General features: G+C 61.6%; 11 protein-coding genes. All 11 read right to left on the reverse strand.

The window, feature by feature from the left end; genetic code table 11:
• Positions 1-5: 5 nt before the first annotated feature.
• Positions 6-1,616, reverse strand: coding sequence for a signal recognition particle protein (ffh, locus tag HMPREF3149_RS01015; protein WP_070535846.1), 1,611 nt, complete (start codon positions 1,614-1,616; stop codon positions 6-8).
• A 48-nt stretch (positions 1,617-1,664) separates the two neighbouring features.
• Positions 1,665-3,764: a [protein-PII] uridylyltransferase gene (locus HMPREF3149_RS01020; RefSeq protein ID WP_070535849.1), complete on the reverse strand. Its 2,100-nt coding sequence runs from the start codon at positions 3,762-3,764 to the stop codon at positions 1,665-1,667.
• 4 nt (positions 3,765-3,768) lie between these two features.
• The gene (locus tag HMPREF3149_RS01025) at positions 3,769-4,107 is read right to left on the reverse strand and encodes a P-II family nitrogen regulator (protein WP_042531414.1); all 339 of its coding nucleotides are present in this window, start codon (positions 4,105-4,107) and stop codon (positions 3,769-3,771) included.
• A gap of 19 nt (positions 4,108-4,126) precedes the next feature.
• Complete coding sequence (locus HMPREF3149_RS01030; protein ID WP_070535852.1) at positions 4,127-4,495, reverse strand: Na+/H+ antiporter subunit G; 369 nt, start codon at positions 4,493-4,495, stop codon at positions 4,127-4,129.
• A gap of 3 nt (positions 4,496-4,498) precedes the next feature.
• A complete protein-coding gene (locus HMPREF3149_RS01035; RefSeq protein ID WP_070535855.1) occupies positions 4,499-4,789 on the reverse strand; it encodes a cation:proton antiporter in 291 nt (96 codons plus the stop codon).
• Positions 4,786-5,337: a monovalent cation/H+ antiporter subunit E gene (locus tag HMPREF3149_RS01040; RefSeq protein ID WP_042531419.1), complete on the reverse strand. Its 552-nt coding sequence runs from the start codon at positions 5,335-5,337 to the stop codon at positions 4,786-4,788. The genes HMPREF3149_RS01035 and HMPREF3149_RS01040 overlap by 4 nt, the downstream gene beginning before the upstream one ends.
• Positions 5,338-6,879 (reverse strand): monovalent cation/H+ antiporter subunit D family protein, encoded by a 1,542-nt coding sequence (locus HMPREF3149_RS01045; RefSeq protein ID WP_070535858.1) that lies wholly within the window; start codon positions 6,877-6,879, stop codon positions 5,338-5,340. It lies immediately after the preceding gene.
• Positions 6,880-7,317, reverse strand: coding sequence for a sodium:proton antiporter (locus tag HMPREF3149_RS01050; protein ID WP_042531423.1), 438 nt, complete (start codon positions 7,315-7,317; stop codon positions 6,880-6,882).
• On the reverse strand, positions 7,314-10,295 hold the full coding sequence (locus HMPREF3149_RS01055; RefSeq protein ID WP_070535861.1) for a DUF4040 family protein: 2,982 nt from the start codon (positions 10,293-10,295) through the stop codon (positions 7,314-7,316). Before HMPREF3149_RS01055 ends, HMPREF3149_RS01050 begins: the two co-directional genes overlap by 4 nt.
• A 200-nt stretch (positions 10,296-10,495) precedes the next feature.
• Positions 10,496-12,364, reverse strand: a complete 1,869-nt coding sequence (ftsY, locus tag HMPREF3149_RS01060; RefSeq protein ID WP_070535864.1) for a signal recognition particle-docking protein FtsY — start codon at positions 12,362-12,364, stop codon at positions 10,496-10,498.
• Between the two features lie 56 nt (positions 12,365-12,420).
• Positions 12,421-15,924 (reverse strand): chromosome segregation protein SMC, encoded by a 3,504-nt coding sequence (smc, locus tag HMPREF3149_RS01065; RefSeq protein ID WP_070535867.1) that lies wholly within the window; start codon positions 15,922-15,924, stop codon positions 12,421-12,423.
• Positions 15,925-15,931: the final 7 nt, after the last annotated feature.

Here is a 15,931-nt window from a genome sequence, read left to right on the forward strand (position 1 = left end):
GGACGCTATTTCTTTTTTCCTTGACCGAAGTCAAGGTTGTTGAGGTCGATATTCTCCATGCCCTTCGGCATCTTCATATCGCCAAGACCCGGCATTCCGCCGCCGCCCATCTGCTTCTGCAGCTCCTCCATGGACGGCATGCCGCCACCCATGCCCGGCATTCCCGGCATACCGCCACCGCCGCCGCGACGCTTCGGCGGCTTGCGCTTGCCGTTCTTGCCCTTGCGCCCCTTGGGCTTCTTCTTTGTTGCCGAGCGGCCACCGCCCATGCCCGGCATGCCAAAGCGGCCCGCCATCTGGCCCATCATCTTCTTGGCTTCAGTAAAGCGCTCGATGAGCTGGTTGACGTCGGAGACGGAGACACCGGAACCGTTAGCGATACGCTTGCGACGCGAAGCGTTGAGAATCTTCGGGTCTTCGCGCTCCTGTGGGGTCATACCACGAATGATGGCTTGAATGCGGTCGAGCTGCTTCTCATCGACCATATCGGCAATCTGATTCATCTTGTTGCCGCCCGGCATCATCTTGAGCAGGTTGCCCATTGGGCCCAGGTTACGAACCATGAGCATCATGTCCAAGAAGTCATTGAGCGTCATGTCGCCCGAGCCCATCTTCTTGGCGGCTTCTTCCGCCTTGGACTGATCCAGCTTGGACTCCGCCTGCTCAATGAGTGTCAGGAGGTCACCCATGCCCAGGATGCGCGAGGACATGCGCTCCGGGTGGAAGACATCGAAATCCTCGAGCTTTTCACCCGTGGAGGCAAACATGATGGGCTTGCCCGTGACCTCACGGATGGACAGCGCTGCACCACCACGGGCATCACCGTCCAGCTTGGTGAGGACGACACCGGTGAAGTCCACGCCGTCACGGAAGGCCTCGGCGGTCTGGACGGCGTCCTGACCAATCATGGAGTCGATGACGAAGAGGACTTCGTCGGGGTTGACGGCGTCACGAATATTGCGCGCCTGCGTCATCAAGGTTTCGTCGATGCCGAGGCGGCCGGCGGTATCGATGATGACGATGTCGTGTTGCGTGCGCTTGGCCTCTTCGATGCCGCGCTTGGCGACGTCCACCGGATCACCATGCGAGGTACCCATCTCGTGTTCGAGGGAGTCCAGAGAGGTGCCCGGGTCCGGAGCGAAGACGTCGACGCCGGCGCGCTCACCGACGATCTGCAGCTGCTGCACGGCGCCTGGGCGTTGGAGGTCACAGGCGACGAGCATCGGGGCATGCCCCTTGGAAGCAAGGTGCTTCGAGAGCTTACCGGCGAGGGTGGTTTTACCAGCACCCTGGAGACCCGCAAGCATGATGACGGTCGGCGGGTTCTTCGCCAGGTTGAGGCGGCGGGTTTCACCACCGAGGATCTCAATGAGTTCCTCGTTGACAATCTTGACGACCTGCTGCGCCGGGTTGAGTGCCTCGGACACCTCTGCGCCGGCGGCACGTTCCTTGATGCGCTTGATGAAGCCGCGCACGACGGTGAGCGAGACATCGGCTTCGAGCAGCGCAAGGCGGATCTCGCGCGCGGTGGCATTGATGTCCGCTTCGGTCAGCTTGCCCTTGCCGCGCAGGCCTGACAGGGCTGATTGCAAGCGGTCAGACAAAGACTCAAACACGTCGGAGTGCTCCCTCAACTATCGTCGATAATTTTTAACTCCCCCAGCTTAGCCGTTGACCAGTGCTTGGGTCACATTCCGGACCAGCGCCGCGCGGGGAATCTCTCCGTGTGGGAGAGCATGGAGCACCATCGTCGCACCCGGGGTACTCGTTGAGAGCCACTCGCAGTCCGGCAGCAGTGCCAGCACATGCCCCAATGTTCCGGTGTAGTCGTCGATGCGGATCTCGAAGATTCCCCCGGTCCACATGGCCGTCGCAGGCCCCGGCACAAAGGGCGGCAGCACTGTGTAGGTTCCGGATTTATAGGACTGGATAAGGTGTTCCTCCGCCGTTTCCATGTCAATGGTGCCGTGCAAGGCGCGGACGTCGAATTCGCCAGCGTAGCCCTCGCCGGTGCGGACGAGACGCGAAGAAACAATGAACCAGCCCAAGGCAGCGATGAGCGCCAGGGGACGCACGGCTTCACGTTGGTAACTGCCGCGCCACACCACGGTGAACGTGTCCTTGTCGGGGTTGTGACGCAGCCCTATCTCACGGTCAACCGACACCAACGGCTTCGTGGGGCGCAGACCATTCAGCTGTGCAAAGGCACGGCCACTGACTGCATCAATGCCGCGGTCAAGACGCCGGTTCCACACGCCGGGTCCGGTCGATTCCGCATCAGCTTTAGCCAGAACAACGAGAAGGGCGAGGGTGAGGTAGTCGTATCGAACTGCTTCCAGGAGTTCGTCTCGGGCGGCGTCGGAAAGCGGGTCCGTGCGCGACACGATCCGAGCGAGCGTCGTGTGTTCGGCGACGACGGTCTGCACGCGAGATCGATCCGCTAGGTCAAGGCGCATCTTCGCTGCCGCCCGGGCAACCATCTCCGCTCCCACCAGCTCGTGCGGGCGCCCATAGCCCTTGCCGATGTCATGGTAGAGCCCCGCCAACAGCAATAAATCTGGCCGTGCCACGGACGTGCGGGCGTTAGCGCACCGCGCGACCGTGAGGATTGAGTGATAATCCACGGTGTGCGCATGAGTGCGCTCGCGCGGCAAGAGTCCACGGATGTGTGACCACTCCGGGACGATGCGCTCCCACAGGCCATGAGTCTCCATCTCCTGAATAAGGCGTGGTGTGTGGACCGGTGAGGACAGAAGGGCGAAGAAGGAGTCGGTAGCCGCAGCCGTCCAGCGATCCGGAAGATCGGGCACCTCGCGCAATTGTTCCCACACTTTGGGGGCAACCGTTCGGCCGGAACGCGCCGCGGCAGCGGCCACACGCAGTAGTAGCCAGGGCTCGGTCAGATCCGCCGTCCGCGCCAGATGAATCTCGCCGTCCACATCGACAACGCCGATATCCAATGGTTTCCGGGAACGCGTGGCGCTGCGTTTGGCCACAAGCCCGCGAGCCGTCGCCAACGCCCGCTCCATCGCCTTATCCACCGCCGCTGCGGCTGTGACCACCGCCGACGACAGCTCATAGCGGTCGGCAAAGCCAAGCTCGTGGGCTATCTCCGCAGCAAACTCTGGATCCAGGACATCGCGGTGGCGGCACGCGGTGACGTGGAGGAGCGTGCGGACGTCGAGAAGCAATGCTCGCTCCTTCTCAAGCCGTGGGGCGTCCGCAAGGTTTCCCAAGGCCAGCGCACGAATGAACTGGATATCGCGCAGGCCCCCGCGCCCATTTTTAATATCCGGATGGGTCATCGTGGCAAGGGTTCCAGAGCGGCGCCAGCGGGCAATCGCGATATCGACGAAGTCATCGAAATTGCCCTGGAGGAGACGGCGCCAGGTGGCATAGACCTGCGCACGGGTGGAATCAACCAGCTGCTTATCGCCCGCAACGTACGATAGATCGAGCTGGGCAAAGCCCGCGGCTGGGTCCGATCCGGCGATAGCGGCGAATTCACTCGGAGTGCGCACCGCATAATCCAGGCGATACTTGGCATCCCAGATGGGATACCAGACCTCCGACACCACATCCTCGGACAGCGTTGTTCCTTCGGGGTGCAGGAGGATGAGATCGAGATCAGAAAAAGGGGTCATGGCGCGGCGGGCAAAGGAGCCCGTAGCGGCGAGGGCACAGCCGGGCGGCACAACCAGAGACTGCGTGAGACGATCGGCCGCCGCGCAGGCCTCCTCGCGCAGCTCGGCGGCAGTAAGCAAGCGCTTAAAGGGCGGCGTCGCCGCGCTCGCCGGTGCGAACGCGGATCACGTCCTCGACCGGTGTGATCCAGATCTTGCCATCGCCGATTTTTCCGGTGTAAGCAGCGTCCACCACCGCGGCCAAGATCTCCTCCACCTGCTCGTCGGAGGTGACGATTTCCAGTTTGACCTTGGGCACGAAGTCGGTTGCGTACTCAGCGCCGCGGTAGACCTCGCTGTGGCCGCGCTGCTGGCCAAAGCCCTGAGTCTCAGTGACTGTGAGTCCGTGGACATTATGTTGTTCCAAGGCCTCGCGGATATCCGGCAGAGTAAACGGCTTGACGATGGCAGTGATGAGCTTCATGAGGTTAATCCTATCCTGTCTACACGTCCTCGTCGGTGCCCTCGACGGTATCTGCGCGCTGGTGCATGCGCTTGGCGTATTTCACGTCGGTGACGGTTACGCCGTAGATGGAGCGCCCCATGTAGAACGAGCCGACCGAACCGATGATCCACACGCCAAAGCAGGCAATAAGGACGCGGACGAGCGACCACAGGGAGAACCCGTTTTCTGCGAAATCCACGACGAGTTTGGCCACGAGCAGCAGAGGTACAGCCAGCCCCACGGTCGGCCCAAGCAAATTGACTCGGGTGAGGGCGTCAGGGGCGCGCCACAGTGCGACAACCGTTGCGATGACGAGAATCGTCGCAAGAATCAGCAAAATGCTGGCGATGATTTCGGCAATGGTCATGATCTACCTCCTGCCCTTCGAAATGATGCGAGCCATCGACAACGTTGGCAGCACGCCGGCGGCGATGCCCGCCAACATGGCGATGTCGTACACAATGGATGCGTGGTTCGTCATGGCCCAGGCAAAGTACATGCACATCATGCCGTAAAAGACCATATCGCTCATCACGGTGCGTGTGAGCTCATCGCGGGAACGCAACGCCAACCCGAGGGCTGCGCACACGCAGGCTCCCATGATGAAAACGCACACGAAGACGACCCAATTGAAGGCGCTCCACGAGGCAAAATCAATCATTTCTTGTCATCCTTTCGGGCCTTGGTTGGCACGGCGTGGCGCAGCGGCCACACGGAATATTTTTCAACCTCGTCGGCGGCCAGCGGGGTGTCATCCGTCTGTGCAATGTCCGGGGCACGCATGTGACGGCCCAAGGTATCGAGGGTGTACTCGTAGAAGGTCGGAGCCAGTTCCGTCGTGGGACCTTGTCCCGGCACGCCATAGTCAGTGCCTTTCACATGTGGGGCAAGGCGCTCTTCCATATCGGCAAGGTCCGCCACGATGCTAGCGGGATCATCACCCATCACGGCTTGGACAAGGACGATGCGCGGCAGGCCTTCCCTGACCGGCTCGCGGAGTCCCAGGGAGAGGGTCCCCGGCGTGGCGGTAATCGAGGAGGTAAACCAGAAGATCTCCCAGGCACTCGTCACGCGCAGCGGATAGCGCACGACGACGGGGTGATAGTTGTTCTTTGGTTTAAAGGACTCCATGGCGAGCGAGAAGCCAGCCACGAAGATTTCCTTGATCAACCAGAACGCGTAAATTACTGAGTTCACGGCGGTCTTCATTTAACGGCCCTCCTGGATGGAGTCGATATCGGGTAGGGCTACGGGTTCATCACCCAGCACTGCGTGGGAATAGGCCTCCGTGTCCAGCAGGTCCGCCGAAGCCCCCATGGTGACCTCGATGAGAGGACCCGACAGAAGGAACATGGTCAGCGAACCCAGGATAAGGGCCGCCGAGGGCGCCATGAGTTTCTTGCGGATAACCAGCTCCTTGGGCACTTTCTCCTTCGGCAGGTCCTTGCCCCAGAAGACACGGCGCCAGACGCGAAGCATGGCGAGGAATGCGGCGAAGGACGCAATGATGATGACCGCGATGACGGTCCATGCCCATCCCCCGCCAGTGCGGGCAATCTCGGCCACGATGAGAACCTTGCCCCACATGCCGGAGAACGGTGGGAATCCGACAACGGAGAAGGCACCGGCGGCAAAAATCCAGGCGATGATGGGATCTCGCCGCGCCAAGCCGGACAGCTTGTTGAGACGGCCCGTGCCGTAGGTCTCCTCGATGGCACCCGAGGCCAGGATGAGCGAACCCACCGTCAGCATGTGGTGAATCGTATAGAGAATACCGGCGGCGAGGGCACGCTGCGCGTCGTGCGTGGTGAAAGCCATCATCACGAGAATGAAGGGCATGCCGTTGAGCATCTGGTAGCCCAGGACACGGCGGATGGAGTTCTCTGCCAGACCGCCGAAGGAGCCGACAATCATCGAAATGATCATGACCACAATAATGAGGGTGCCCCAGCGCTCATCCATATCGAACAGCTGAACCCACAGGCGGTAGAGCATGTACACCGCCACCTTGGTGTGCAGACCGGAGAAGAGGCCCATGACGGCAGCCGACGTGCCTGGGTAGGTGCGTGGCAGCCAGGACTGGACGGGGAAGACACCAGCCTTGGCTGCAATAGCAATGACAATGATGCCGGCCGCCACGGTCACTGGGCCGTTGCCAGCCGCCGCGCCCTTGAGCGCGCCAAGGTTGACTACACCCGTCACCGAATAGATGTAGCCCACACCGACGACGAGCAGCGTCGACGCAAACAGGTTCACCAGCACGAAAGCGCGGCCTGCTGCCAAGCGCGACCACGTTCCGGACATGGTGATAAGGCCATAGGACGGCAGCAGCATGACCTCAATGAACACGAAGAAGTTAAAGAGATCAGCGGTCAACAGGGCGCCGCACACACCGGTAATCAAGATGAGCGTCAGCGACGGATAGTAGCGAGACTTGGTCTCACCACCCACGATGGCAAACCAGTTGGCCCCGAAGGCGACGATCATCGTCGTGATGAGCATCAGTGCCGAGAAGGTATCTGCCGCGAAGGCGATACCCGCGTTGCCCACGTAGTTACCCACGCTGTGCGCCACCACGCCGTTGTTCATGGTGTAGAGCAGCAGCGCAAAGGAAGCGAAAATTCCCACGCCCGGAACGATGAGCATGATGGCATCACGCACGCGGTGCCACGGAGCAAGGAGCGCCAGCGCCGCCGATACGAGGGGAACCGCCGGGAAGAGCGGGAGGAGGGCGCTTACAGTGTCATACATCTAGTTGTCCTCCCCGTGTTCGAGTTCCTTCAAACGATCCATCTTGTTAGCCGAGCGCTCCAGAATGTCACGATTCTGCGTGTCACGGCCCAACGTGGAGAAGGCATGGTCAATGGTGTTATCGTCCACTGGCTCGACCACGTCCGTGTCGTCATTGGCGCCCATGGCCGCCAAAGTCAACAGGATGGTCGAGGTCGCCATAGAAATAACAACCGCGGTCAGGACGAAAGCCTGTGGAAGCGGATCTGCCATCTGGTCCATCGGAACCTGCGATGGGAAAGATTCCCCGCGGTAGGAGTACACACCTGTCGCCAACAACATGAGGTTGGCGCCGTGGCCAAAGGCCATCATGCCCAACACAATGTGGACAAGGCTGCGCTGTTGAATGAGGTAGACGGCACTGCCAATAAGCAGCGCGATGGTCAGTGCGAGGATCATGAATTCTTCTCCTCTTCATCCGGAGTGAAGTGAGGCGAGGACACACGCTGGCGCGCCTGGGCGTCGTTCAGCAGTGCCTCCGGGTCGGAGGACGGGTTGATGGATTCGGGGTAGGGATCGTCGACGTCGTCAAGCACCACGCGCGGCGTGTTCGGCAGCGCCGAATCATCATCGTGGACCCACGGCAGGTAGTCGCGCTCGGTACCTGGGCGGAGGTAGCCACCCAAGGCGTTGATGGCCATGCTGAGCATGCCCAGAACAGCGAGGTAAATACCGAGGTCGAAAATGAGTGAGGTGGTCCAATGCTGTCCCAGGGCGTGGCCGTGGATAGCGGTAAGGAAGCCACCATCGTTGTGGGAGGTCGGGATGTAGCCGATGAAGCCCGCCGTCAGAGCAACGATAATGCCGATGCCGGTGAGATGAATCGGGGTCATGCGACCAAAGACAATCTCATCCGTACCGCGGGAGAGGTACGTCAGACCGATTGCCGCACCCATGATGAGAGCTGCCGGGAAGCCACCACCGGTGGCCTGGTGACCGCGGTAGAAAACAATCACCGACAGGACCACCAGAATCGGAATGGTCACCGCGATGCCCTTGCGCAGCGGCACGGAGTTCAGCTGTGACTGGCCAAACGGTGCTGGGCGGGTACCCGAGGTGAATGGGAAGCGCGGCAGCGTCGAGGTCACCGCAGCGATAACGACGGCAGCCATACCAAGCACGGACAGCTCACCCAACGTATCGAGTGCACGGAACTCAACGATGATGGTGGCCACCACGTTGTCGCCACCAGTAATGTCCGGAGCGTTGTTGAGGTACCACATGGCCAAGTCGGAGCGCTCGTGGCGGCCCATCAGTGCCCACACGCCTAGGAAAGCCGCGGCACCCGCCAGCACCGAGATAACGATGGCACCCGTCTGGCGGCCCTTGTGGGACACTTGGTGGAATTTCTCCGGCAGGTAGCGGAGCACCATCATCATGACGATGACGGACAGTGCTTCGACCGTGAACTGGGTCAAAGCGACGTCGGGAGCACCCAGCAGGAACATCTGCAGGGTCACACCGGTACCGGCAGTACCAATCATGACCGCACCCGTCAGGCGATTCTTCGTACGCACCAGCCCAAACATGGACAGGGCGACGATGCCCAGCGGGAGCAGATCCCACGGATTATCAAGCCCCTCAACGCGCGGGTTAAGGGCTACTCCGTCGATGCCGTCGGATACCAGCGTGGCGCCTGTCAGCAAGATGATGAGGAAGACGATCGGCAGGATGAAGAGCGTCGGGTTGTGTGTGTCAGACATGCGGCCAACAAAGCGACCGAACTTGGTGCACACATCCTGAATCCACTTGAGGACATCGTTACCGGTGCGTGGCAGGAACTCGCGCTCCTCCATCCCAGTCCACAGCGGCTTGCGGAAAAGAACGCCTACGATGCCGGCGATAAGCACGAGAACCGAAATCACGAAAGGAACGTTCAGACCGTGCCACAGTGCCAGATGCGTGTGTGCTTCCATGCTGACGGCCGCAACGACGTCATCGAGCGGGCCGTCCAGAACTCCCATGAAGAAAACGACAGGCACGGACATGACACCGGGCAAGGCCGCCGGCAACCATAGGCGAACCGGCGCCTCGTGGGTCGTGGACATGTCACGGGGACCGTCGAAGAAGGCACCAAAGACAATTTTGGCCGAGTAGGTGAACGTAAAGAAGGCACCGATACCGGCGACAATCAGCAAGACAATCTGGCCCACCGATCCAATGGGTGCGTCCTCGAAGGCGGTGAGCATACCTTCCTTGGACACGAAGCCGAAGAGCGGCGGCACCGCTGCCATGGAGGCAGCGCCAATGAGCATGGAGCCAAAGGTCCATGGCATCTTGTTCCACAGCACGCCAAGACGGCGGATGTCACGGGAGCCAGCCTCGTGATCAATCACGCCGATGAGCATGAAGATGGAGGACTTAAACAGGGCGTGCGCCAAGGTGTGAACCAGTGCCGCGGCAATGGCAAAGGGAGTGCCCACACCAATAGTGGCCACAATCCACCCCAGGTGAGACACCGTGGAATACGCCGTGAGCTTCTTGAGGTCGGTCTTCTGTACGGCGAACACAGCCGACATGACGGCGGTTCCCATACCGGCGACGATGAGCAGCCAGTTCCAGGCAGCCACGTCATGGAAGATGGTAGAGAAGCGAATGAGCAGGTAGACACCAGCCTTGACGACGGCCGCCGCATGCAGGAAGGCCGATACCGGCGTGGCCGCAGCCATGGCCTCGGGCAGCCAGAAATGGAACGGGAACTGTGCCGACTTGGTGAAGGCCGAAAGCGCGATGAGCACGGCCACACCAGTGGTCAGGCCAGGGCGCTCTGCCCACACATCCGAGGCGAGGATGTCCTCAAGGTTCGTGGTCCCCGCTGCCGTTGCAGCAATAGCCACACCGGACAGCAGCGTCAGGCCACCGACAAAGGTGAGAATCAGCGTGCGCTGCGAACCCGCCTCGCCCGATTTGCCGCTGCGCGCAATGAGCATGAAGGACGCCAGCGAGACAAGCTCCCAGGCAAGGAAGAGCACGACGACGTCGTTAGCCAGCACCAGCAGCAAGATAGACAGCGTGAACGCCGTCATCAGCACGTAGAAACTGACGTTTCCTTTGCCTTTGGGCAGATAGGCTGCGGAATAGCTAAACACCACCGCGCCAATGACGAGTGCCAGCATGGCGAAGAAAATACCCAGTGCATCGCCACGGAAGGCGAGGTTGACGTCAACACCAGGCGCGACGACATCGCGAACCCAGGTCACGGAGTAGGACAGTTCTTCGCCGCGGGCAAGGGCAGGAAATTCTCTCGCTAACAGTGCCGCTGCGATAATAAAAATGCCGGCTAACGGGTAGCCGGCTGCGCGATCAGCAACTTTGACAGCTACTGGTGCAAGCGCCACTGCGACAGCTGCGAGGATTAGGACATACAAGAGTGTCACGAAAGAGTAGCCTCACGAACCGTTGTTAGGGCTGTTAATTCAGCCTCACATAGACAGGACTGTCCCAGACTACCATTGTGACCTCCCCCTAAGCACATTCTTTATGATCAAAAAAGACCGTAGCACCTCCGCACGAAAGCACTACGGTTACTGAAGAGATAGAGGAATAGATTAGGCAGAAAATCCGCCTGAATCTTTTTCTATTTTTCGCCCAGCAGGGCGTCAACAAATCCCTCAATTTCGAACGGGGCGAGGTCGTCGGCGCCCTCGCCGAGGCCCACGAGCTTCACCGGCACACCAAGTTCTTCCTGAACCTGGAAGACAATGCCGCCCTTGGCGGTTCCGTCAAGCTTGGTGAGGACAACGCCGGTGATGTCCACGACGTCGCGGAAGATACGCGCCTGGGTCAGACCGTTCTGCCCCACGGTGGCGTCGAGCACGAGAAGAACCTCATCGACTTCGGTCTTCTTCTCCACGACGCGCTTGACCTTACCCAGCTGGTCCATGAGGTCAACGGAGGTGTGCAGACGGCCAGCAGTATCGACGAGGACTACGTCCACACCTTGGTCCACACCAGCTGCCACGGCATCGAACGCGACGGAGGCTGGGTCTGCGCCTTCCTTGCCGCGTACGGTAGTGGCACCTACGCGGCGGCCCCAGGTCTCCAGCTGGTCTGCGGCGGCAGCACGGAAAGTATCGGCAGCGCCGAGCAGCACGTTGTGGCCCATCGACACAAGTACACGAGCCAACTTGCCGGTCGTTGTTGTCTTACCGGTGCCGTTAACACCGACGACCATGATGACCGCCGGCTTGCCCTCGTTCGGCATGGCCTTGATGGAGCGATCCATCTCCGGGTGGCCGACCTCGATGAGAGCTTCACGCAGCATGGCGCGTGCTTCGTCCTCGGAGCTCACACCGCGCTCGGCAATCTTCTCGCGCAGGGAGTCAGTGACCTGCATCGTTGCCTTGGTTCCCAGATCCGCCATGATGAGGGTGTCTTCGATGTCCTCCCAGGCATCATCGTCCAAGTCACCAGCGGAGAGAATTCCCATAAGACCTTGGCCGATGGCGTTCTGCGAACGCGAGAGGCGGCCACGCAACTTGCCCAGACGGCCAGCTGCCGGCGCAATGTCGTCCTGCGGTTGTGCCGGGGCCTGAACTACCTCGGCGTCCTCGGAGACCTCGAGCTCGTCGGGCTCAGCCTCAAGCGCCGCGCTTGCCGACGCCGCCTGGGCCTCCGCCGCTGCGGCTGCCTCTTCAGCCTCTGCGTCTGCCTCAGCCGCCGGCTCTTCCTCTACTGCAGCTTCCTCAACTGCGGCTTCCTCGACTGCCGGAACAGCCGGTTCCTCCGCGGTCTCGGCAGCGGGAGTCTCTTCGCGGGGTTCCTCCACGACCGGTTCCGTAGCTGGGGACTCTGCGACAGGCTCGTCAAGTACTGGCTCATCTGCGGTCGTGTCTGCCTCGGCATCAGCCTCGGGCGCGTTAGCTTCGCGCTCCTCCATCTCGGCGGCAACGACACCCGGAGCCGTGGCACCTGCGGCCGCAGCGGTTGCAGCACCCGAAGCGACAGCACCCGCGGTGGAGTCCTCCTCCTCAGTGGGCTCAGCCACTGGCGCAGATTTCTTGGCAGGCTCCGACTTCGGAGCAGTCTCGGACTCCGCTGGCTTTACAGGTGTGGTTGGCTCAGCGGCGACCGGCGCAGCAGATTCAGCTGGCGTGGTAGGCGCGGTCTTCGGGGTCTTCTCGGTACCGGTGAGCTGATCGTTAGCCAGCTGCGTAGCATCACGCTGCTCCGGTTTCTGCGGCTTCTCCGGCTTCTGCGGCTGGCTAGCCTTGGGGGCAGTAGCAGGCTGCTTGGCAGCGCCGCCTCCGGCAGGGGCAAAGTTAAAGCCAGACTTGGCCTGGTAATTTCCAGACTTCTGCTGCTGAGTAAGCTCCTTCGGCTCCTCAACGGGCTTGTCAAAAGAAACCTTCTTCGACTCGCCTCGCTTCTTGCCCAGCACAACGAGCACGATGACTAGCAGGACTAGAACGATGACTGCTAACGCAATCCACAGGTAAGTATTCATGCCCTCTATAGTGCCAGGCTTACCCGTGACAGGCACCACGAGCCCGGAAACCGAGGTTAACGCGGGGCATCAACGCCCAGGCGCGTGGCGTCCTCAGCGGCCTGGGCCGTGCCGGGAGCCTCACCGGCGCGACTCATGCGCTGTGAAATGACGCGCGTGACGCCGTCGCCGCGCATGGTGACGCCATAAAGAACGTTCGCCACATCCATTGTCGGCTTCTGGTGGGTAATGACGATGAGCTGCGAGTCCTTGCGCAGTTCTTCGAAGAGGGCGATGAGGCGGCGGAGGTTGACATCGTCAAGCGCGGCCTCCACCTCATCCATGACATAGAACGGTGAGGGGCGCGCACGGAAGATGGCCACCAGCATGGCCAGTGCGGTCAAGGACTTCTCACCACCCGAGAGCAAGGTCAGACGCTTGACCTTCTTGCCTGGCGGGCGGGCCTCCACCTCGATGCCGGTGGCCAGCATGTCATCGGGCTCCGTAAGAATGAGGCGGCCCTCACCACCTGGGAAGAGAGTCTGGAAAACCTTGGGAAACTCCGCTTCCACGTCATGCCAGGCGTCAGTAAACAGCTGCAGAATCTGCGCGTCAACGTCCTCGATGACACCGGTGAGGTCCTTGCGGGCTTGGATAACATCATCAAGCTGTGTCGACAGGAAGGTATAGCGCTCCTCCAACGCCTTGTACTCCTCCAGTGCCAAGGGGTTGACTTTACCCAAGGAGTTGAGGTCCTTCTCTGCTTGTTTGAGACGAGCCGTTTCCTCCGAGCGGTCGAAATCCTCGCCCGGGGTGTAATCCTTCAAAAGATCCGGAATCGCGATGCCGAGCTGCTCCACGATCTTGGCTTCGGCCTCATCGACACGAACCTGCGCCTGGCTGCGGGCAATCTCCGAGTTGTGTGCGGAATCCGTCAGCCGATCCAGCTGCTGGCGGGTGGCAGAGACCGCCTGTTTCGCCGTCTGGGCACGGCCCTGCAGTACTCCACGCTGGGTCACAAGTTCATCACGTTCCTCCGCGGCACGCTCCAAGGCATGGGTGACACGTGCGCCGAGGTCTTGGGCGTGCTTGTCCACAGCCCCCGCCAGTCGGGCCTGCGCTTGGCGGCGTGCCATCGCCTGATCATGGCGGGCTTTGGCTTGACGCTCATGCTGCGCTTGGCGGCGCAGTGCTTCTCCCCTACCCGCCGCTTGGCCGACCTTTTCCTCGGCACTGCGGGCGGCCAGTTGGGCCTCGACCTCCATAGCCTTGACCTGCTCAAGGGCACGTGAGGCCTCATCGCGCTCGACGGAGGAGGGCTCGTCGGCCTGTTCATCGGCGTCGACGCGGGAGAGGCGGTCGCGGGCCTCGTCCAACTCTTCGCGTAGGCGCACCAGCTGGATCTCGATGTCGGTGGCGTGGGCTGCGGCTTTCTCGTGCTCAGCCTTGTTGGCTTCGTATTGTTTAAGCAGGCGCTGGTGGTCGCGCTTCCAGGCCTCCACCTCATGGTCGTGCTCGCGCAGAGCCGCTTTGGCGCTGGCGGCGGCCACGCGGGCATCGTCTGCGGCGAGCTTCGCGCCTTCCAGGGTTCCGGAGAGTTCCTCAAGCTCATGGGTCGCTGACTCAAGCTGGGCCTCGGCCTCAGCAATCTGGGCGCTGACCTCCACGGTTGAGGCGCTACCAGTGCCGGCTTCAACCCAGCCCTCACCCACGAGCAGGCCTTCCGGCGTCACCGCACGCAGACGCGGATCCTCCGCAACGACGGCCCGGGCAGCGGCGAAGTCCTTGACGAGGACGACGTCGGACAGCAAACGCGTCAGCGCCGTCGACACCTCCGGAACGAGGACCAGGTGATCCAGCAACCACTCGGCCCCCTGCGGCAAATCCGCGTCGAGGCGCCAGCTTGTGCTGGGGTCGGCCATGGAGACGTCGACAAGCGGCGTGCGGCTTGCCTCCGCCACGTTAGCCACGATGTCCTCGCTCACCGCACCCGCCTGCGCCTCAGCAAAAGATCCCAAGGCCGCAGCAACGGCAGTCTCGTACCGTGTGGAGATGAAATCCGCTAGCGGCGAGAAACCCTCGCCCAAGTCGAGCGCCTCAGGAGTAGTCTGTCCGAGGGTATCGATGCGGGCGCGTAGCGAGTACACGGCACGCTCGCGCTCACGCTGGGCATCACGCAGTTGCTCAAGGCGCTTATCCGCAGCATCGGACTCGCTGGCCGCACGCACATGCGCTTCCTCGAGGGGCTCGCGCTCCGACGCCAGGGTACTGAGTTTGTCAGCAACCTCATCGGCTTCTGCTTGAGCGCCCCGCGTGCGGGCCTTGGTGCTGGTCAGGGTCTCTTCCTGACGGCCTAGCTCCGCCTCCGCGGCCAACACTTGGCCTGCCACTTTTTCTTCGGCAGCAATGAGGCGAACAACCCCCTCGCGGCGGTCAGCGATGGCGCGCAACTGCGCCATGTGTTCCTTATCAGCCTCTTCGAAGGCCTCACGGCGCTCGGCCACCTCTTCACGAATCGATTCGAGGCGCTCCGCCGCCTCCTCCGCAGCGGCAAGGAGCTCAGCATGGGTATCGTCGGCGACCTGAGCCTTCGCCTCCAGCTCATCCGGGTCCTGGCCGGCATATGCCACCTGCGCACCCACGTTGCTGGCACGCTCCGCGGCAATGCGTTGCGTGGCGGAGATGCGCTCGGAGAGAGTCGACAAATCGAACCACAATTTCTGGGCGGCCTCCGCACGCGGAGAGACATCCCCCAGTTCGGCGTCGATCTCGAGCTGGTTCTCGGTCGCTTCTTCGAGCTGAGCCGTGACCTCCTCGACCTGCTCAGCCAGGACCGCGGCGCGGCGTTCGGCATCCTCGAAGGTAGCGCGCACGCGCACCACGCGGTCACCCGCTAGGCGCAGGCGGGCATCACGAAGGTCGGCCTGCACCGTAGCGGCTCGCTTCGCAGCCTCCGCCTGCCGCGCCAACGGTTTGAGCTGCTTACCTAGCTCATCGGTGAGATCCTGCAGGCGGTCAAGGTTTGCCTGCATACCGGTGAGCTTGCGCTGTGCCTTTTCTTTACGGCGGCGGTGCTTGAGCACACCCGCTGCTTCTTCGATGTAGGCGCGACGATCTTCCGGGCGGGATTCCAGGATTTCCGCAAGCTTTCCCTGGCCGACGATAATGTGCATCTCACGACCGATACCGGAATCGGAGAGCAGCTCCTGGATGTCCATGAGGCGCGCTTTGGCGCCGTTGATCTCATATTCGCTCGCACCATCGCGGAACATGCGGCGCGTGACGGATACTTCCGAGTATTCAATGGGCAAGGCTCCATCGGAGTTATCGATGGTGAGGGTAACCTCGGCGCGGCCTAAGGCCTTGCGGTCGCCGGCTCCGGCGAAGATGACGTCCTGCATCTTGCCGCCACGCAAGGTTTTCGCGCTGCCCTCACCCATGACCCAGGCCAGGGCATCAACGACATTGGACTTACCGGAGCCGTTCGGACCCACGACGGCGCAAATGCCGGGCTCGAACTTCAGGTTCGTCGCGGACGCAAAGGACTTAAAGCCTTTCAGCGTGAGCGATTTGAGGTGCATTCGGACT

Origin of the sequence: Corynebacterium sp. HMSC05E07 (assembly GCF_001807225.1) — a bacterium.
Classification (GTDB): domain Bacteria; phylum Actinomycetota; class Actinomycetes; order Mycobacteriales; family Mycobacteriaceae; genus Corynebacterium; species Corynebacterium singulare.

Excerpts from the sequence above, each read along its gene's own strand:
- HMPREF3149_RS01025 (WP_042531414.1), bottom strand. The coding sequence starts at position 4,107 with ATGAAGCTCATCACTGCCATCGTCAAGCCGTTTACTCTGCCGGATATC.
- HMPREF3149_RS01030 (WP_070535852.1), bottom strand. The coding sequence starts at position 4,495 with ATGACCATTGCCGAAATCATCGCCAGCATTTTGCTGATTCTTGCGACG.
- HMPREF3149_RS01035 (WP_070535855.1), bottom strand. The coding sequence starts at position 4,789 with ATGATTGATTTTGCCTCGTGGAGCGCCTTCAATTGGGTCGTCTTCGTG.
- HMPREF3149_RS01040 (WP_042531419.1), bottom strand. The coding sequence starts at position 5,337 with ATGAAGACCGCCGTGAACTCAGTAATTTACGCGTTCTGGTTGATCAAG.
- HMPREF3149_RS01045 (WP_070535858.1), bottom strand. The coding sequence starts at position 6,879 with ATGTATGACACTGTAAGCGCCCTCCTCCCGCTCTTCCCGGCGGTTCCC.
- HMPREF3149_RS01050 (WP_042531423.1), bottom strand. The coding sequence starts at position 7,317 with ATGATCCTCGCACTGACCATCGCGCTGCTTATTGGCAGTGCCGTCTAC.
- ftsY (WP_070535864.1), bottom strand. The coding sequence starts at position 12,364 with ATGAATACTTACCTGTGGATTGCGTTAGCAGTCATCGTTCTAGTCCTG.
- smc (WP_070535867.1), bottom strand. The coding sequence starts at position 15,924 with ATGCACCTCAAATCGCTCACGCTGAAAGGCTTTAAGTCCTTTGCGTCC.